This is a genomic window from Providencia sp. PROV150, assembly GCF_028481025.1.
GTDB classification, from domain to species: Bacteria; Pseudomonadota; Gammaproteobacteria; order Enterobacterales; family Enterobacteriaceae; genus Providencia; species Providencia hangzhouensis.
In genome coordinates this window covers 22,923-42,774 of sequence record NZ_JAMPPJ010000031.1, presented here as the reverse complement: position 1 = coordinate 42,774, position 19,852 = coordinate 22,923, and the positions used below count along the sequence as shown (strand labels likewise).

Here is a 19,852-nt window from a genome sequence, read left to right as displayed (position 1 = left end):
CATTACTGTATTGTTCTATTAAGTTATAACACCATAATAAAAAATATTTCAAAAGCCATTACCTTTACACCATTATTCCACATAGAAAAAATTTACTATAGGAATATTTAATATGGGGCATCCAAGTATTTATCCTTCAGGAACTACTATTTTCAATAAAGAAAAAACATTTAGTGGTTATACCCTTTTTAACGCACCAGGAAAAGGTGCGCTATTAATTGATATGAATGGTCGAGAAGTGCATTTATGGCAAGGAGTTGATGGTTTCCCTAATAAAATTTTACCTGGTGGATATTTATTTGGTAGTCATGGTTTGCGATCACCTAAATATGGTGTTCAAGATCAAGTTGATTTAGTTCAATTTGATTGGGATGGTAACATTATATGGTCATTCAATAAATTAGAAAAAATACAAGATCCTAATCAAGAAATAATATGGATGGCAAGACAACATCATGATTTTCAACGTGATGGAAACCCTGTTGGTTATTATTCTCCTACATTAACATCACAAACCCATAGCGGAAATACTCTAATACTATGCCATCAAAATATTTACAAACCTGAAATATCAGATAAATGGCTACTTGATGATATTTTTATCGAAGTAGATTGGCAAGGTAATATTATCTGGCAATGGGCATTTAGCGATCACTTTTCAGAATTAAATTTCAGCGAAGAAGCTAGAAATGTTTTATATCGTGATCCAAATATGCGTAATGCTGGTGGAGGCATGGGAGATTATCTACATATTAATACCATGTCTCGTATAGGGCCAAATCTACATTATGATAATGGAGACGAACGTTTTCATCCTGATAACATTATTTGGGATTCTAGAGAAGCAAATATAATCGGAATAACTAGTCGAAAAACTGGAAAAATAGTTTGGCAATTAGGGCCAGATTATAACGACAAACAAGTTCATCATCTTGGTTGGATTATCGGACCTCATCATGCTCATATTATACCTCATGGCCTTCCAGGTGCAGGAAATCTGTTAATTTTTGATAATGGAGGTTGGGCTGGTTATGGAGCACCAAACCCTTCATCTGTATATGGCTTAAAAAATGCATGGCGAGATAGTTCTCGAGTATTAGAAATAAACCCAGTTACTCTCGAAATTATTTGGCAACATGATGCAGAAAAACTAGGTTTTGCATCTCCCATGGATTCGAGTCGATTCTATAGCCCATATGTAAGTAGCGCTCAGCGTCTACCAAATGGTAATACTTTAATTACCGAAGGCTCAAATGGGCGATTGATTGAAATAACAGCTGAACATGAGATTGTGTGGGAATATGTCTCACCTTACTGGCGAGAAGGAAAAAAACGCAATAATATGATCTATCGTGCTTATAGAATCCCTTATGATTGGATCCCTCAATTAGATATACCTGAAGAAAATAGCATAGCACCTATGGATGTCTCTCAATTTCGATTACCAAATGCAGCCCCTAAAGATACAATTACAGGAGTGTATATCGAAGGGATAATAAAACATAAAATTCCAGATGATGATATCTTATGTATTGCTCGCACTGGAGATAATCATTCCTCCAAAAAATCTGACATATTTTTCTTTTCCGATAAAATATATGAAATAGATAGTGAAACATTCGATTCAATTATTAATGAAAATAAAAATAATTTGATTTTCTTCGGTGCTAATTGGTGCAATAAATGTAAAGTATTGAATGAGTTATTACCTTCATTAGTAAAATTTTACTCAATAAATAAAATCAATTATCTCTCTGTAGATAATTCTGTTGAAATTCTTCAAAAGTATTCACTTAGAAGTATACCTATTATTGCAGTCTCAAATAATGGGAAATTAGTGGATAAACTCGTTGGATTACAGGATACAAAAACATATGTGAGCTTCCTCAATCAATATTTCGATAAAATAAGTTGAGGTTTATATATCATGTTGAAAAACAGTTTTTTTTTACTTCTACTTCCAGTCATTATTTTTACAATTTGGTATATTACAACAACAATTGGAGGTGTTTCTCCTGTTATTTTTCCATCTATTCCGCAAGCATGGCATTCTTTGAATTTCCAATTATATTCTGGGCAATTATGGCAAGATTTATCAATTAGTTTATCCCGAGTATTAATAGCCTTTGCTATTGCTGCTATTTTTGCTTTTTTTCTTGGTATTATCATGGCATTGTCGCTACGAACAAACCAAATTTTCAACCTAACATTAAATGCTATACGTCAAATTCCTCCACTAGCATGGATACCATTATTAATTTTATGGTTTGGGATTGGTGAAGTAACTAAAATTATTCTTATTATAAAAAGTGCCTTTTTCCCTATATTACTAAGTACCATCAATGGAATACAAACGACACCTATGACTTATATTGAATTAGGTAATCTTTATCAATTCAATATCTGGCAAAAATTACGAAAAATTTATATTCCATCACTACTTCCCAACCTATTTACAGGTTTAAGGCTTGCAATGGGGTTATCTTGGGCAACAGTCGTTGCAGCAGAAATGATCGCAGCTAACTCAGGTATTGGCTATCGCATCAATGATGCCCGAATTATGCTAGATTCTCCAGTCGTTATAGTGGGTATTCTTGTTATCGGTATAGTCGGTTTATTATTAGATAAGATTTTATTAATTATATCTTATTACCTGCTGCCATGGTTAAGAACAGAAAGGAAATAAATATGCTGTCAATCAAAAATGGATTTAAAAACTTTACTATCAATAATAAGTTACTTCCTGTTTTAGAAGATATTAACCTTCAAGTTCAACAAGGTGAATTTATTGCTATCGTTGGCCATAGTGGTTGTGGGAAAAGTACTTTACTACGCATAATTGCAGGCTTAAACCAATTCAATAGTGGAAGTGTACTATTTAAAAATAAAGAGATAACCGAACCAAATATAGAAAGAGGAATGGTTTTTCAAGAAAATAGGCTTCTACCTTGGTTAACAATTGCTGATAATATCGCTTTCGGATTAGACCACATAGATAAAAAAACGAAGAAAATTCTAGTTGAAAATTATTTAAAACTCGTAAACTTGACTGAGTTTGCTAATGCTTATCCTAAACAACTCTCAGGAGGAATGGCACAACGTGCAGCAATTGCCCGTACAATAATCACCCAACCTGAACTATTGTTATTGGATGAACCGCTTGGCGCACTTGATGCTTTAACCAAAATTGAAATGCAACGAGAGATTTTATCTATCAAACAAGAAAAGCAACTGACGATGATTTTAGTTACCCATGATATTGAAGAGGCAATATATTTGGGAAATCGAGTAATTATAATGTCATCCCGCCCTGGAAACATAAAAAAAATAATTGATATTAATCTTCCTTATCCACGAAATCGAGGTAGTTCTGATTTTGCATATTATAAGAGAATTATTCTTCAAGAATTTTTTGATAATTCTGCAGAACTTTTTTCAAGTGAATATGAAATCTAGAAGGAACATATCATGACATTATTAAATTATATCAAATTTCCTATCATAGTATTAATTTCCTTCATTTTAGTTGGTTGTGGGGATGAAAGGCTACCTGACAGTAAAAATAATGAAAAAATTGTTCGTATTGGTACAGCAGATAATAATGGTCGTTTAAGTGGTTTGCTCGGTTTAGCAAAACAGCTAGGATATCTTGAAGAAGAGCTACAAAAAGTTGATTACCAATATTCCATTTCTGGTTTTGCAGGAGCAGGTCCAGCCGTCAATGAAGGCCTAGCGACAAATGCTATTGATATTGCTGTTTATGCTGATTTTCCGGGAATTATAGCCACATCGAGAGGTGTTCCCTTAAAATTAATCATGTCAGAGGATTCTTCCATCAATGCTAATATCGCAGTAAGAAAAGAGAGCAATATTCACTCGTTAGCTGACCTTAAAGGCAAGAAAGTTGCATTACCACGAGGAACGTATATGCAACGGTATTTCACGCTATTTATTGAACAACAAGGATATAAATTATCTGACTTCAATATTATTCAAATGACAAATGATGCTGAATCCGCATTATTAAACGGAGCAATTGATGCGATGGTATGGACTGAGCAAAGTACCGCCCGTTTAGAAAATAAATCTCCGACGATTACAACACTTTATTCAACCCGTACTGAACCTGAACTCTCAGGTATTTCTGTTATCGTAGGGCGAGAAGCATTCATAAATCAAAATGAGAAGGTGATTAAAGCAATGAATATTGCTTTATTAAAAGCAAGTAAATATGCGCAAAATAACCCCGATCAGGCAGAAATTTTACTTGCTAAAGAAAGCGATACTAATATTGAAATCATAAAAAAAATACATGATTTTCATAGTATAGATAGTTTTTCTAAACGCTATTCCGTTAATATTACTGATAATGACATCCGTAAGTTAAAGCAAACTCAACAATTTTTGATTGATAACAAAATTATCACTAAGCCTATTGATATAAAAAATTGGGTTTATACTAAAAAATAAACGCCCAAATGAAATCACATCCCTTTTAATTTCTTTTCTAGCAAAGATTTTCCTTCATCTTTGCTTTTTTTATCAAAACATTAAGCAATGTTATCCCACTTGATCGTATTTTCTAAAATAAGTGCCAATATAATGCCCATGAGTAACCCATTACCTAGTAAAGAACTAAACATTGTTGGCAAAGAATTTAATACCGCAGCAGGTGCTGACATCAAAAAGATGCCAATAAAAATAGGTAATGCGAGGCGATAAATATTACGTGCATTCAGTTTCATATCCGCAAGAAATGAAAATGAAGAAAATAGCAGCGGCAAATAAGTCGCTAACATAACCGCGCTACCAATGGCTAACGGCAAAGAGCGGAAAAATTGAGTCAATACCGCAATGCCCCCCACACATAAGAAAATAAGGCTGCCAATAGTAAAAGAGATACGTGAACTGTCTTTTGTTTGAGTAATTAGACCAATAGATGAGACAAACGGTGAAAAAGGCACTACGCCTATCGGCGCTGCTAATATTGTTACAACCCCTGACATCATAAAACTACGCCGATATAAGGATTTAACGGGTAATGAATTGGGATAAAAAACATCAGTTCCTCGCATCGCTCCAAACGTATTGGATGTGTTTAATATTCCAGCCAAAATCGCTGTCAGCGCAATACTTATATTGATTTCATCGGATCTACCTAATGGAAATAACACCCATTGCCCTGATGAAACAGGTGATATCGTGCTGCCAAATAACCCACTATAAGCAAGCCATCCGGTAATTGTTCCAATCAATAATGCATATTTACTGATACTCATAGGTAAATAAATGATCATCGCGATGACAAATATTAGTACTGCGAGGGCTAAAAAGAAGACAGGATAATTAACTGTAATATTTTCACTGCCAACCCCAAATGGTAGTCCTAACATCCCTTTTAAAAAAATAGTGACCAGTTGAGCACCAAGTAAAAACATAAACACCACAAGCACTCCCGGCTTGAACAAACCAGCTAACCAACCACCAAGACCGCTTAAACCAATAAAAATGGTAATAATCCCAGACAGAAAAATCCCTATAGCCAAGCTCCATCCTATCGTCTCAAGAGAAGTTCCTTGCATAGATTCTGACAAGGTTACGGTTAAAATTGTTGCCCACCACAGCCCAGTTGGCCCTTCCATCACAGAGCGTTTATGGCCTATAAACGCTTGCAACAAGCAAGCCAGAGCCGTTAATAAAAAAGCATATTGGGTTATAACAAACGTGGTTTGTGGTGATAAATGAAACGCAGATTGTAAAGTCGGGGGAATAACAACCGTATTACAAAAGATAAAAAAGAACCATTGAAAACCAGAAATAATATTATTTTTTGTAATAGCAATATTCCGCATATTCATTCCTTACCGGCGATTATATATCTGACCAGCTTAATGTTTATAACGGAAAATTTCTAATTTAAATCCAGCTGTTATAATACTGATAAATTACAATTAATTCTTATCATGATGAGAACTAGCTTCATACACTATTAACTCTGATTTTTGATCATTATTCTGCTATTTAATATTAATAAAGCGGGAAAAAATATCATTCCCGCTTTATTTTTTATCTTGATCACCGATAAAAGTTATAGATAGGGAAGTGGCCAATGTTTAAAATATATATGCTTAGCTTGCCAATCCACTTTATCAACATTGTCAGCCAGCAAATGTTTTGCGACGGTAAATGCAAATTCAAAGCTTACACCAAGCCCTTTTGCACTGATAAGTTTCCCATCAACAACAACATCTTGGTCAACATAGATGCCATCATCAAATTTCTCAGCCAACTTGTCCCCTGTACTATAATGCCTTCCTTCCAGTAACCCATGAGCTGCTAATACTTTCGCACCAGAAGAACATAGCGCACAAATATACTTATCCTCATGTATATGCCGCCGAAGGAAATCAACTACTTTTTCATTCGCATACAAACGGTCAGTTCCTTTTGGCCCACCAGGCATCATAACTGCATCATAAGTATGGGATAACTTTTCGACTAACAGATAATCTGCACTAATTTTAGTACCAAAATACGTATTTAAAATAAGCGAATCCATGCAAGATAAGACATCGACATGAATATCTAACCGACGCATGATATCAATGAAAACGACCGCTTCCCCTTCCTCGAAGCCATCTGCGAGCAAAACAGCAACTTGTTTCATAATATTCCTTTTATTTTCAAAACGATTTATTGCGGACTATCAACAATAAATTTGGGTTATACCCCAGCAAATCTAGATGATTTTTACTTGTTAAAGTGTTCCATCACTTTTGCAAACACGAATTTTATCCATCACCACCGCTTTCATCGCTGCCTTTCCTGGAACCAGATAATGGCGAGGGTCAGTAGCTTCTGGGTTCTCAATGAAATACTGCTTGATTGCATCAGAAAACGCGATTTTTAGCTCTGTCGCGACATTGACTTTACAAATTCCAAGCTCAATACAATGCCTGACATCTGCATCAGGGATCCCCGAAGCACCATGAAGAACTAAAGGCAAATTCGTTTTCTTACGGATTGCGTCCAGCCTAGCAAAATCCAAATGTGGCTCACTTTTATACATGCCATGAGCGGTTCCAATTGCAACAGCTAAGGAATCAATACCAGTTCTTTGAATAAAAGTAATCGCAGCGTCAGGGTCGGTGAAAAGTGCATCTGCGGCATCAACAACTAAGTCATCTTCTTGCCCCCCTAGACGCCCCAGCTCAGCCTCAACTGTGCAGTCCCATTGATGGCAAAAATCAACAACCCGTTTAACTATTTGAATATTTTCTTCAAACGGAAAATGAGAAGCGTCAATCATCGCAGAACGCACACCCGCGGAGACTTTCTGGAAAATATCTGGAATATCTTCATGATGATCTAGATGCAAAGCCACTGGGACTTTATAGCGCTCAGCCGCTTGCTGGCAAATAGCTATCAAGTAGTCACTTCCTGCATAAGAAAACGTACTCGGGGTTCCTGCTAAAATAACGGGAGATGCCATTTCTGCAGCAGTTTCCATAACAACTTGAATGGTTTCTAAATTATGAATATTAAATGCAGGAACTGCATAGCCTCCCAGTTGGGCTCTGTTCAACATATTACGGGTAGATACCAAGTACATAATCGCCTCTCAGCTTTCGATTAATTTCGAATAATATTAAACGAAAGAAACAGAAAGGTAAAAGATCTAAATCACATTTCTATTTCTTTCGCACTGAAAGCAAATGAAAGGAAGATTAGAAGTAGTGAGTCATTTTAGAGCTATAACTTGTCACTCCTTTACGTAACAAGTTGTTTTTAGGTCGTTTTGATTGGCCTAGTAGCGTTTCAATTACTTTCTGAGAGCATAATTGTTTCTCTAAGCGGCGCGTCAATGGGGATTGCTGTTTGAGGTAATCTTCACGAAATATCACGGTGACCTCTTGTGTTTCTTTCACACCAATAACCGTTACCGCAATTGATGGTATTTCGAAATGAAAGTCTGAGCTTTCAACTGGCAGTGGGCTACAAGGGCTATCCCAAAGTTGAATTCGATTGCCACAATACAAAGCAATAATTACAGCACGTAATGACCAAAAACTACTCGCAGGACCACTGTAATTATCGACTAGGCGGGCATCATAGCTAAATAAACCTTGAGTTGGCGCTCCCGCTTTTAAGGCACCATGACCAATAAAATAACGCAAAGTACTTTCTAGTGCGTTTTTAGCCTCCCCCACACTCACAGCATCCCCTCCTAAATCAACACCGGCTAATAAAGGCGCGGACACCGCGAGGCGATAACATGCACTGCGGCCAAAAAATGGAATCCCTTGCGGTGTCATAAAATAACGATAATGATGGTTAAACTGATTTAATGAACTACGAATGAATTCATCATCGAAGTGGGGGCAAATTTGGTTCAGCCAATATAATGAATAGTAAAAGCCCCATGCATTATAGTAATCAAAGTTACCTTTCGCACCATCCCGAAACCAGCCATCACCCACGTAAAATTGTTTCACTCTTTCATACCGCCACATTGCAATGGTATCTCGACCTGTGAGAGCTCGGATCACAAATTGCACGGTAAGAGGGAAAAGGTGCCAGTTGTTATCAACGATATCGCAATGATTAACCTGTTCGAACCACTCAATAATGCGTTGTTGCTCAGAGTTATCCAATTTATCCCATACCCACTCACGACTCAACCAGAGAGTCAGCGCTAAATCTGCAGATTCACAAATTTTTTGGTCATAATTTTCAAGCCTTCCCCAATAGCCTTTATGAGCAGGGTCTGTACCATGTAAAAATGCATTTTTGATGATTTCAGAAAGGTCAATTGATGCTAAATTTAACCCATTCAATATTGCTTTTTGGCTATGAACTAGCCATGAAGCAAGTAAAGGCAGTACCCTACTAACCCCTTCAAGGGCATCTGTCCGCACCGTTTGCTGGCCTGGGCTGCCAGGATAGTATGCGTGAGAGTAACCCCATGTTTGATAATGAACAAAAGCTTCCGTGGTATAGCGCACTAATAATTCGCAAAGAACTGAAAGTGGTTGATTTTCATCTTGAAAGGCTTTGATGATGTGGTTATCGTTACATTGATAGGCTGACTTTCTAATTAATCTTCGAATGATATTCTCTTTGAATAACTTCTGATAAATTTTTATATCTGGGTGCTCATAAGGCAGCTTTGGGCGTTCAGTCGGTATTGTCATACGTGTTTCTCTATGATGCAAACTGGCGCATCCTTGCGCGCAGATTAGAACAAAAGTTTGTATTTATTTTGCTGATTCAATCAGGACTTGGTAACGGTCTTGTCCCCATACGACAGGTTTTGGTTTATCCTTAATCCATTGATAATAAGCAGATTTCAACTCTTTTACTTTTTCTGGGTATTGAGCTGCTAAATTATTCGATTCGGCTGGATTTTGTTTATCATTGAATAATTGGAGCTGGTTAGAACCATCATCATAAAAATAAAGCGCCCATTCCCCATCACGGATAGCCCATGAGCCTTTCGATAGTTTTTCTAAATTAGGGTTGTTTGGAATTTCTTTGCGTTGATAAGTGATCCATTCATGGTAGCCATGCCAAAAATCTTGGTTTTCTTCGCTGTAATGTTTCGTCCCTGGACCTGTCCAATACAGATAGTCATGTGGTGACTTTTCTGTTTTACCCGTTAATAGTGGCATAATATTTTTGCCTTCTACTTTCATGCTATCGGGTATGGTGATCCCTGCACTTTGTAATGCAGTTGGTAAGATATCAATCGCAGAAACCATCGCATCACTGTGTTTACCTGCGGGAATATGCCCCGGCCAATAAGCAACAAATGGAACGCGTACGCCACCATTAAACATTTGCCCTTTAAAGCCTTTATCCATCGCATTCATTGGCATTGGCGACTCATGCACCGCACCATTGTCAGAAATAAAGAAAATTAGCGTATTATCTAATTCACCATTTTCCTTTAGTGTATTGATAATTTTACCAATTCCCTCATCGGCCGCATTTAGCGCAGCAAAATATTTATCGGCTTCAACATTACCAGTATTGAATTTATCCATGTATTTCGCTGGTGAAGCTTCTTCTAATGGGATGTGTGGTACGCTGTATGAAAGATTGATAAAGAAAGGTTTGTCTTTGTGCCCATCAATGAAATTAATGGCTTCATCCGTTAACAAATGCGTGGTATAGCCAGGAGCTGGCACATTTTCACCATTTCGCCACATTGCGGGGGAATTCCAAAGTGCCGCCCCTGATGCATAGAAACTATATGCATAATCGAAACCTCTTTCATGAGGTGCGAAACCTGGCTCCGGTGTCGAAATCATATTATCGTGATAATCGCGAGTTTGCTTTTCTGGTGCAATTTTAGGTTTTTTCAATACCTTCGCATTATGCCATTTTCCAATACTGGCTGTGGCATAGCCATTTTCTTGGAATAATGCGGGTAATAGTTTGATATCTTGAGGAATACCTAACATCGCATCATCGTTACTGTAAGTGCCAAAACTTGCAGGAGAGCGCCCAGTAAAAATACCCGCTCGTGATGGGCCACAAACAGGATGAGCCACAAATGCATTGGTCATCTTAATTCCGCCTGCAGCCATGTCCGCAACATTTGGCATCGCCGTTCTGGCCGCTTCCACCATCTTATTAATATCACCTTGATAACGCTGTGGTGATGGGCGCTGCGCAAGCTCTTTGACATCAAGGCTATCAAGCACAAAATCGAGCTGCCCTGTTCCTAAGTCATCCATAATAATCAGTAAAACATTCGGCTTTTCCGGTGTACCACCTGCATTCGCTACAATGGGAGGTACTAAGCTACTTGCTGCTATCAGCCCTGCCAATAGGCTTTTCTTCATAGAAGGTAATCTCACAAAAATATCTCCAGATAATATTATTATTGCTTATAAGCACGCTGTATTGCGCCAAGTGCATCACTAGCTAAAGCACCACCAGATATCGCTTGACGCATTAACTGCATACCTAAAGCGGTATGATGAAAAATCTTTTTATATGAACGACATAAATAGTTATGGCGATATTTTTCACCTTCTATCGCCGTGATCCGGTGCTTAGGGCAGCCGCCATAACAAAGGCTTTGAACCTCACAGCGCTGGCAAAGACTCGTTAGCTTGTCATATTTATTTTGTCCAAAACGGACTTGCTGTTTAGAGGAGACAATACGAGAAAGGGAGTGTTGTTGTACGTTACCTAACCGATTGGCAGGGTACACATAGTGATCACAGGAGTAGACATCCCCATTAGATTCAATAATCAGCGCTTGCCCACACGTTTTAGATTGCACACAGGTTGATGCCGGATAGCCCATCCAAGTGCCTAATAAGCTATCAAATAGACGAATATAAATTTTGCCAATGTCTCCTTGGTAGATCCATTCATCAAAAACATCAGCCATAAACTGCCCATATCCCTCAGCGGGTACTGAAAATGGTGCCATCGCGGCATTTGGCCCAGGGACATAATGGCCACCTTGAGTATGTGAAAAGCGCCTATCCACCTCAACAATGGGGATGAACTGAAAGAAAGTGGAACCCAATGCTTTCAAAGCTCGATACGTTTCTTTTCCTTTTCGCCAATTTTGGTCATTAACAACGGTTAAGGTATTAAATTCAACACCATATTCAATCAGGAGCTGAATCGCTTTCTTCACACGCTCAAAAGTTGGGTTACCATTAACGGAAATTCGATATTTATCATGAACAGCTTCTAAGCCATCAATAGATACACCGATTAAAAAACCGTGGTCTGCAAAAAACTGCGCCCATTGTCGGTTAATCGCAATAGCGTTAGTTTGCACACTATTCGTGATGATTTTTCCTTGGGCATATTGCTTTTGGTACTTAACAACACGCTCAAAAAATTCGAGCCCTGCAAGGGTTGGCTCCCCACCTTGCCATGAAAAGTCTACCTGTTCACCAGCATGGGACTGGATATAGTCTTTGATATAACGACGTAGTACGTTATCAGGCATAACGTCATGCTGGTCTTCCTTTGGTTGCTCGTGAAACACATTTTCTTTTTCAAGATAAAAACAGTATTCGCATTTAATATTGCAGCGATAACTGGTGGGTTTCGCCATCATATGAAAATAAGTGGGTTGGTTTGCAGGCATTTAAATTAATCCGAAACAGTCAGGTTATTTTTATAGCATTACGCAAAACACGAAAAACCAAAAGAGATTGAAATCACAAAATCAAAAAATGAAAGAATTTGAAAGCGTTTAATTTGAGTCAGAAACGTTGAAAAGCATATAAATAACACACAGTAGCCCAGTAACTTTTGTTTTTGCTTTAAAGAAACTTCTATTCCTTTCGAACTTCAATTACCACCATCGCACTTTATGCCAATTTTTGAGCTTATATTTAGCGAATTTTTTGCAAATATTGCTAATATTTATGCAAAACACAGGGGTTGCTTAGTAAAAGTACAATTATTGCTACTTTATTGATTGGATACTTTCTTATTCGAAGATATGATATTTAAAATTTGAAAATATCCGTAAGCAAACAACACACAAATCGAAACTTTGTGAAAGAGATCAAAAGTTTTGTTTTTTTTCGTTGTCGGTATTTTTTAGCGTAGTAAACTTAATTCGAAATCAAATGAAAGAAAATCATTTGGTTTCGTAAGGAGATGAAAGTGAAAGCGGCAGTTGAACGGCGCATGGAAATCCTCGACATGATTAACCAACAAGGTAAAGCACGAGTCGAAGATTTAGCCGAAATATTTAAAGTTTCAAGTGTCACCATCCGTAGCGATTTAAGCTTTCTTGAAAAGAATGGTTATGTGGTCCGCTCCCATGGGGCAGCAATTCCAAATACTGGGTTTATTGCTGAACTTAGCATCCATGAAAAACGTGGGCAGAATGCGGGCACAAAAACATTAATAGGGAAAGCAGCCGCCGCGCTCATTAATGATGGCGACACGATCATTTTAGACTCGGGGACAACGACACGAGAAATTGCGACACACTTAAAGTCGCGGGATAGCGTCGTTGTCATGACTAACGGTTTAGATGTCGCAATGGAGTTAGCAACAGCCGCTGGCGTTGATGTACTAATGACTGGCGGCGCATTGCGCAAAAATGCTTTATCGTTTTCTGGCTCACAAGCAGAAAATAGCCTCAGAAATTATCGTTTTGACAAGGTTTTTCTTGGGGTTGATGGGTTCGATTTACGCGTTGGTATCACGACACACAATGAACAGGAAGCTAGCCTTAACCGGTTAATGTGTGAAATCTCGGAAACTGTTATTGCGGTTGCTGATTCTACGAAATTTGGTAAGCGCAGCTGTCATATGATCCGTGAATTCGCTGATATTGATGTTTTGGTGACAGACTCTGGGATCCCTGATGAATATGTCCAAGAGTTGAAAAACCATAAAATTGAAGTGATCATCGTCGATAAAGAGCAATAACTCGCTAACTCCATTAACAATACAACCGTGTTGATTGTGGAGTTAGTATTAATGCATCCTTTAGAAAAGATTGTTCAGCAAAATAAACTTGGTAAACAGAATGGCATTTATTCTGTTTGCTCAGCCCACCCATTTGTTATTGAAGCTTCATTGCACCAAGCGCTGGATAATGATTCCTTTCTTTTAATTGAAGCCACATCCAATCAAGTTGACCAATTTGGTGGCTATACGGGTATGACTCCGGCTGACTTTTTCAATTATGTGGTTGAGAAAGCAGAAAAAATCAATTTTCCTCTAAATAAGCTAATTCTTGGTGGTGACCATTTAGGTCCTAACCGTTGGCAAGGGCTTAATGCCGCTGACGCCATGGATAATGCCGATATCCTAATTGAACATTACGTTGCCGCAGGGTTCAAAAAAATCCACCTTGATTGCAGTATGTCCTGTGCAGATGACCCTGTTCCACTCACGGATGAAATCGTTGCACAACGTGCCGCCCGACTCGCAGTTATTGCAGAAAAAACCGCCAAAGAAAAATTTGGCTACAGCGATATCGTCTATGTTATTGGTACGGAAGTCCCCGTACCAGGTGGAGCAACTGAAGCGCTTGAAGGTGTTGAAGTCACAGACCCACAAGCCGCGAGAAAAACCTTAGACTGCCATGCGAAAGCGTTCGAAAAAGCAGGTGTCGGTGACTGCTGGACACGTGTTATTGGCCTCGTCGTTCAACCTGGTGTGGAATTTGACCATACCGGTGTTATTGATTATCAACCCGAAAAAGCACAAGCATTAAGTAAAGTTGTTGATGACTACCCTCATCTTGTTTTTGAAGCACACTCCACCGATTACCAAACACCAGATGCTTATAAGCAACTCGTCCAAGACCACTTTGCCATTTTGAAAGTGGGCCCGGCTTTAACATTTGCTATGCGAGAAGCCCTCTATTCTCTGTGTGAAATTGAGAATGAAATGTTCCCAGCAGAACAGTGTTCTCACTTAAAAGAGAAAATGGAACAGTTGATGTGCCGTGAGCCCGAATTTTGGCAAAAATACTACCATGGTGATGCCCAGCAGCAAGCTTTTGCACGCGTTTATAGTTTTAGTGACCGTATTCGTTATTACTGGCCTGATAAAGAAATTAACCAAGCCATAGAAACGCTGATGGCTAACTTATCTTCAAAACCGATCCCGTTACCACTTTTAAGCCAATACATGCCACATCAATTCCAACAATTAAGAGAAGGCATGATCGATGGCTCAGCGAAATCCTTTATTTTTGCAAAAATTCGCGACGTACTTTCGGTATATGCCGATGCATGTAAATTTAGTCACTGAGGTTTGACATGGAATATTTAAGCTATCAAACACCTGAACTCGAAAAGCTAAACGCATTCTGGACAGCAAAAGAAATTGAGCAACAACCTGAATGCTGGGAAAAAACAAACCAGCTAATACAAGAACAACGTGCTGAAATTGATACATTTTTAGCTAAAGTGCTTCAGGCACCAGACGCACGCATTATCATGACGGGAGCTGGAACATCGGCTTTCGCAGGCCGCGCCCTTGCCCCCGTTCTAACAGGCCATTTAAAACGCCGTATTGATGCCATTGCCACCACGGATCTAGTCGCCGACCCAAAAGAATATTTAGCGGAAAACGTACCAACGTTACTAATTTCTTTTGCTCGCTCTGGCAATAGTCCCGAGAGTGTTGCTGCTCTTAATGTGGCAGAAAAATGCCTAACTCAGTGTTACCACTTAGTTTTAACCTGCAACGAGCAAGGGCAGCTATATCGTTATTGCCAAAATAATACCAATGCATTAGCCATTTTAATGCCAGAAGAATCAAATGACCGTTCATTAGCAATGACGTCAAGCTTTTCATCCATGATGATGGCTGCGCTGTGTATTTTCTTAACCGAATCCTTCTATTTGAATGAAATTAAACCCTATTTCCAAGATTATCACGACAGTTACACTCAGTTTAACCGCCGTATCCGTGAAGATTATGCAGGTAAATTTAAACGAGTCATTTATTTAGGTAGTGGTGGCTTACAAGGCCTTGCACAAGAAGCTGCCCTAAAAATGTTGGAATTAACGGCTGGTAAGGTCGTTGCTAACTTTGACACGCCTTTAGGGTTTCGCCATGGACCGAAATCTATCGTCAATAAAGAAACGTTAGTCGTGCTGTTTCTGTCAAACGATAAATACACCAGACAGTATGAGACTGACTTATTAAGAGAGGTAATTCACGATAATGCTTCAGCAAAAGTGATCGCGGTCACCTCCTCTTCTGATGACACACAAATAGAGGAAAGTTTCGTTTATATTAAAAAAATGGAGCAGTGCTCAGACTCAGCCCTATTTTTTCCTTATTTAATGTTAGCGCAGGCCTTTGCATTCCATAGTTCCATTGCACTGGGGAATACACCAGATAACCCATCTCCAACTGGAGAAATTAATCGGGTTGTTCAAGGTGTCACTATTTACCCGTTCTCATATCAAGAAGATGGCTTCATGCCTTCTTAATGATAAATATAGCTAATAATAAGAGAGCAATTATATGCACACACCAAATATTGTCTGGACCCGAATCGATGAGCGTTTATTACATGGGCAAATTCGAATCACTTGGGGTAAACACACTGAAGCAAATTTAATTCTTGTCGCTAATGATGATGCTGCGGAGGGTCCTAATTCTGCTTTTATGCAAGCAGGGATGAAAGCGTCCGCAGGTGGAGAATATGCTGTCCGATTTTTCTCTATCGAAAAAACTATCGATGTCATTCACAAAGCGTCTCCTCGTCAAAAAATCTTTATTCTTTGCAATAACCCAACAGATGTTGCTCGCCTTGTCGAAGGTGGAGTTCCTATCACTCACTGCAACGTTGGCAATATGCACTTCCATGAAGGAAAACGCCAAATTGCCAAAACAGTGTCTGTGGATGAGCGCGACTTAGAAGCATTTCGTCGGCTTGTCGACAAAGGAGTAGCTTGCACAATTCAAAATACTCCAGACCAAACCCCCGTTAATGTTCTTACTCTCGCAACAGCATAAGCAGATTGAGATAACAACTTAACACTAAGGCGTTTAAGGAAAACTATTATGATTTATGAAGCTTCTCTCGTGGCTTTATGGGCCTTCTTTTGCGGTATAGATAAGTATGACGTTGCACTCAATATCCATCGTCCACTGATCACAGGGCCTGTTGTCGGCCTGATTATGGGTGATATGCAAGTCGGTTTAATTGCGGGTGCAACATTAGAATTAGCTTGGCTGGGGCTTGTTCCAAATGCAGGGGCTCAGCCACCTGATGTTACCTTAGGCACTATCGCCGCCGTTGCATTCGCCATTATGACCAATCAATCACCAGCGGTAGCGATGGGAATTGGTATGCCAATTGCCGTTCTCATGCAAATGATCATTATTGGCTTTTTTGCGATCACCGCATTCACTATGGGGAAAGCTGATCGCTACGCTGAAAAAGCCGATGCGGCGGGGATCTCCCGGTTATTAATCGCCACAATTACCGTTCGTTCTTTACTCTACGCGATCGTCGCCTTTGTAACGGTTTACTTCGGTGAACACGCAGCACAGTGGATTGATGAAAATACACCAAAAGTACTCCTCGAAGGCTTAGGTATTGGCGCCAAAATGGTTCCAGCAATTGGCTTCGCGATGTTGTTGAAAATCATGTGGTCAAAAGAAGTGGCTGGTGTGTTCTTTGTTGGTTTCGTTATGACCACTTATCTCAAACTGCCAATTATGGCAGTAGCAATACTCGGCGCATCTGCGGCAGCCCTGTATTACTTCTTCAGCGGTAACAACAACAAGAATAACTCACAACAAAATGAGGATTTTGAAGATGGTATCTGATAACAAAACAGCAGTAGAAACCAAAAACTTACCAGTGGAATCCTACGTTGATGGCATTGATGAGTACCAAGATACCACTGTCCGCAAAGTCATCACGAAAGGCGATCTATGGCGTTGTGCATTTCGCGGGCTATTTATGGAAGGTAACTTTAACTTTGAACGTATGCAAGGGGGAGGCTTTGCATTCTCCATCATCCCAGCCCTACGCAAAATTCATGGTAATAACAAACGCGATTATGCAACTGCACTGAAAAATCACTTACAGTTTTTCAATGCGAGTCCAAAATTATTTACTTTCTTACTTGGTACTGCCGTTGCCATGGAAGAGAACAAAGAGAAGCCTTCTACTGTCAACGTAATGAAAGTGGCAGGTATGGGGCCAACAGGTGGAATTGGCGATGCTATCGACCATATGACATTGATGCCACTGACTTTAGCATTAGGTGCATCTATCGCAATGGAAGGCTCAATTGCCGGCCCATTTGTTTTCTTCTTTTTGTACCAAATTGTTCACTTTTTTGTCTATTTTGGCTTGATGTTCATGGGATATCGCGCAGGTACTGCGGCGATGGTTAACATGAGCGACGCAACAGAAAAATTAGCAAAAGCCGCCAACATCATGGGGATTTTTGTGATTGGGGCACTTTCCGCCACTTTCATAAAAGTACAAACCACCGCTGCTGTTGAGGTAGGTGGCAAGGTGGTCGAACTACAAACCGCCTTGTTCGACAAAATCATGCCTAACTTACTCCCTCTGTGCCTTGTCTTTTTGATGTTCAAAATGGTGAAAGGGACAGGTTTCTGGGCAAAACCGCCGGTGCTTATCTTCTCTGTCTTGGCCTTCGGTGTTATTGGCCATGTACTTGGTGTGATGTAACAGAATCGTATTAAATTGTTTTTAGGTGGGTAGCTAAGTTACCCACCAGCAAGGAGTTATCAATGATTGGTTTGATTGTTTCTGGGCACATTAATTTTGCGAGCGGTATGGCTTCCGCTGTCAAAGCCATCGCAGGTGAACAGGAAAATATGGTGTTTATTGATTTTGTTGAAACCCTTTCTCCCGACGAATTGGAACAACAAATGCGAGCAGCAATGAGTGCCATGAATTGTGAACAAATACTTTTTCTCACCGACCTTCCTGGTGGAACCCCTTGTAACCGCGCTATGGCAATTATGATGGAAGATAAATCCGTTGAAGTTTTAGCTGGCGTTAATCTACCGATGATTGTCAATGCGGCATTGGAACGTGAAGGGGTTGGTGCAAAAGAACTTCTTTCTATCTTACACGATATTGGCACGAGTAGTATTCAAGATCTACGCCAACAACTGGCTATGATGTCAGAGCCTGAATGTGAAGAAGATGGCCTATGAAACAGCAATATGCCATTTTAGCGGATCGTACCTTTACACCTGAGGGAATTCGCTATCAGCAGTATGTTCGAGTGTGCAACGGTGTTATACAGGAAATTACGGATACCGCCCCCGAACACTGCCCAGTCATCCGTCTTGAAGGGTGCTCCTTACTACCGGGGTTTGTTGATATCCATATTCATGGTCGTGCTGGCGCAGACGTCATGGATGCAAGCCAACAAGGGTTGCAAACCATCGCTGATGCATTAGTCAAAACCGGTGTTGTGGCTTGGGTGGGAACCACCGTCACCGCACCAATGGATGATATCAAACGCGCACTCATCCAAGTGAGTGACTTTATCGCCAAGCCGCAAACATCAGGAGCCCAGTTAGTCGGCAGTTTTTTAGAAGGCCCTTACTTCACTGAACGTCATCGAGGCTCGCATCCTGTTAAGTACTTAAAATCGCCGACCATTCATGAATTGGAAGACCTTGTGCAATGTGCTAATCACACACTTTTGCGAGTTGCTGTTGCACCTGAAGCAGAAGGTGCCATTGAGGCTATTGATTGGCTAGTACAACACAATATTAAGACCAGTGTTGCACATACTGCCGCTGATTTCATACAAACCAGTCTCGCATTTTCACATGGTGCAGATTGTGGCGTGCATCTTTATAACGGCATGACGGGTTTACATCATAGAGAGCCCGGTTGCTGTGGCGCAGTGTTGTACCACGATGTCCTTGCAGAGCTGATTGCCGATGGCATTCATGTTCACCCCGTCATGATGCAGCTAGCTTATCGAATGAAAGGTTATCAGCAGCTCGCTTTAATTACAGATTGTATGCGAGCTGGGGGCTTACCGGATGGCGATTATCTCCTTGGGGCACAGACGGTGAAGGTCACTCAAGGGCAAGCTCGTACAGCTGATGGCTCTCTTGCGGGTAGTACATGTAGCCTTGATAACGCATTGCGCAACATGGTGCAACTCGCGCATGTTCCTGAATGGGAAGCCGTACAAATGGCCACATCGGTTCCCGCTCAATACCTTGGAATCGATGACCAATTTGGTTACATCCGAGTTGGGGCTCAAGCTAATTTTGCCGTTGTTGATAACAATTTTTATCTAACAGACACATTCATCAGAGGTGAACACGTTCACTCTGTATTCGGGGATACCGACCATTAAAGTCGGTT

General features: G+C 39.8%; 18 protein-coding genes. 12 read left to right on the top strand and 6 right to left on the bottom strand.

Features of this window, described 5'->3' with window-relative positions:
* Positions 1-112 precede the first annotated feature (112 nt).
* From PSE83_RS18845 to PSE83_RS18830, 4 genes are read left to right on the top strand one after another with little or no spacing between them, the layout of a single operon-like run.
* The gene (locus tag PSE83_RS18845) at positions 113-1,915 is read left to right on the top strand and encodes an arylsulfotransferase family protein (RefSeq protein ID WP_004264489.1); all 1,803 of its coding nucleotides are present in this window, start codon (positions 113-115) and stop codon (positions 1,913-1,915) included.
* Between the two features lie 12 nt (positions 1,916-1,927).
* A complete protein-coding gene (locus PSE83_RS18840; protein WP_004264486.1) occupies positions 1,928-2,686 on the top strand; it encodes an ABC transporter permease in 759 nt (252 codons plus the stop codon).
* Positions 2,687-2,688: 2 nt separating this feature from the next.
* A complete protein-coding gene (locus PSE83_RS18835) occupies positions 2,689-3,456 on the top strand; it encodes an ABC transporter ATP-binding protein (RefSeq protein ID WP_228677527.1) in 768 nt (255 codons plus the stop codon).
* Between the two features lie 12 nt (positions 3,457-3,468).
* On the top strand, positions 3,469-4,470 hold the full coding sequence (locus PSE83_RS18830; protein WP_004264481.1) for an ABC transporter substrate-binding protein: 1,002 nt from the start codon (positions 3,469-3,471) through the stop codon (positions 4,468-4,470).
* Between the two features lie 80 nt (positions 4,471-4,550).
* Here PSE83_RS18830 and PSE83_RS18825 read toward each other — a convergent pair whose 3' ends face one another.
* The 6 genes from PSE83_RS18825 to PSE83_RS18800 all read right to left on the bottom strand — a co-directional run bounded on the left by PSE83_RS18825 (position 4,551) and on the right by PSE83_RS18800 (position 12,124).
* Positions 4,551-5,852 (bottom strand): uracil/xanthine transporter, encoded by a 1,302-nt coding sequence (locus tag PSE83_RS18825; protein ID WP_036958874.1) that lies wholly within the window; start codon positions 5,850-5,852, stop codon positions 4,551-4,553.
* Between the two features lie 236 nt (positions 5,853-6,088).
* Positions 6,089-6,670: a DJ-1/PfpI family protein gene (locus tag PSE83_RS18820; protein ID WP_096865035.1), complete on the bottom strand. Its 582-nt coding sequence runs from the start codon at positions 6,668-6,670 to the stop codon at positions 6,089-6,091.
* A gap of 87 nt (positions 6,671-6,757) precedes the next feature.
* Complete coding sequence (locus PSE83_RS18815; RefSeq protein ID WP_036958871.1) at positions 6,758-7,612, bottom strand: tagatose bisphosphate family class II aldolase; 855 nt, start codon at positions 7,610-7,612, stop codon at positions 6,758-6,760.
* Positions 7,613-7,727: 115 nt separating this feature from the next.
* Complete coding sequence (locus tag PSE83_RS18810) at positions 7,728-9,194, bottom strand: DUF2264 domain-containing protein (RefSeq protein WP_094962828.1); 1,467 nt, start codon at positions 9,192-9,194, stop codon at positions 7,728-7,730.
* Positions 9,195-9,257: 63 nt separating this feature from the next.
* Complete coding sequence (locus PSE83_RS18805; protein WP_110592650.1) at positions 9,258-10,865, bottom strand: sulfatase family protein; 1,608 nt, start codon at positions 10,863-10,865, stop codon at positions 9,258-9,260.
* A gap of 23 nt (positions 10,866-10,888) precedes the next feature.
* Complete coding sequence (locus tag PSE83_RS18800) at positions 10,889-12,124, bottom strand: anaerobic sulfatase maturase (protein ID WP_272661022.1); 1,236 nt, start codon at positions 12,122-12,124, stop codon at positions 10,889-10,891.
* A gap of 527 nt (positions 12,125-12,651) precedes the next feature.
* Between PSE83_RS18800 and agaR the strand changes: the two genes are divergently transcribed.
* From agaR to nagA, 8 genes are all read left to right on the top strand, one after another.
* A complete protein-coding gene (gene agaR / locus PSE83_RS18795) occupies positions 12,652-13,428 on the top strand; it encodes a transcriptional repressor AgaR (protein WP_036958927.1) in 777 nt (258 codons plus the stop codon).
* 51 nt (positions 13,429-13,479) lie between these two features.
* Entirely contained in the window at positions 13,480-14,763 is a 1,284-nt protein-coding gene (kbaZ, locus tag PSE83_RS18790; protein ID WP_004264449.1) for a tagatose-bisphosphate aldolase subunit KbaZ, read from the top strand.
* Positions 14,764-14,771: 8 nt separating this feature from the next.
* Complete coding sequence (locus PSE83_RS18785) at positions 14,772-15,956, top strand: SIS domain-containing protein (protein WP_004264442.1); 1,185 nt, start codon at positions 14,772-14,774, stop codon at positions 15,954-15,956.
* 34 nt (positions 15,957-15,990) lie between these two features.
* On the top strand, positions 15,991-16,485 hold the full coding sequence (gene agaV, locus PSE83_RS18780; RefSeq protein WP_004264439.1) for a PTS N-acetylgalactosamine transporter subunit IIB: 495 nt from the start codon (positions 15,991-15,993) through the stop codon (positions 16,483-16,485).
* Between the two features lie 48 nt (positions 16,486-16,533).
* Positions 16,534-17,304: a PTS N-acetylgalactosamine transporter subunit IIC gene (gene agaW, locus PSE83_RS18775; RefSeq protein WP_094962833.1), complete on the top strand. Its 771-nt coding sequence runs from the start codon at positions 16,534-16,536 to the stop codon at positions 17,302-17,304.
* Positions 17,294-18,181 carry a PTS system mannose/fructose/sorbose family transporter subunit IID gene (locus PSE83_RS18770; RefSeq protein ID WP_036958865.1) on the top strand — a complete coding sequence of 296 codons (888 nt, stop codon included), beginning with the start codon at positions 17,294-17,296 and terminating at the stop codon, positions 18,179-18,181. The genes agaW and PSE83_RS18770 overlap by 11 nt, the downstream gene beginning before the upstream one ends.
* A gap of 62 nt (positions 18,182-18,243) precedes the next feature.
* Positions 18,244-18,675, top strand: coding sequence for a PTS galactosamine/N-acetylgalactosamine transporter subunit IIA (gene agaF / locus PSE83_RS18765; protein WP_096865040.1), 432 nt, complete (start codon positions 18,244-18,246; stop codon positions 18,673-18,675).
* The gene (gene nagA, locus PSE83_RS18760) at positions 18,672-19,844 is read left to right on the top strand and encodes an N-acetylglucosamine-6-phosphate deacetylase (protein WP_272661021.1); all 1,173 of its coding nucleotides are present in this window, start codon (positions 18,672-18,674) and stop codon (positions 19,842-19,844) included. Before agaF ends, nagA begins: the two co-directional genes overlap by 4 nt.
* Positions 19,845-19,852: the final 8 nt, after the last annotated feature.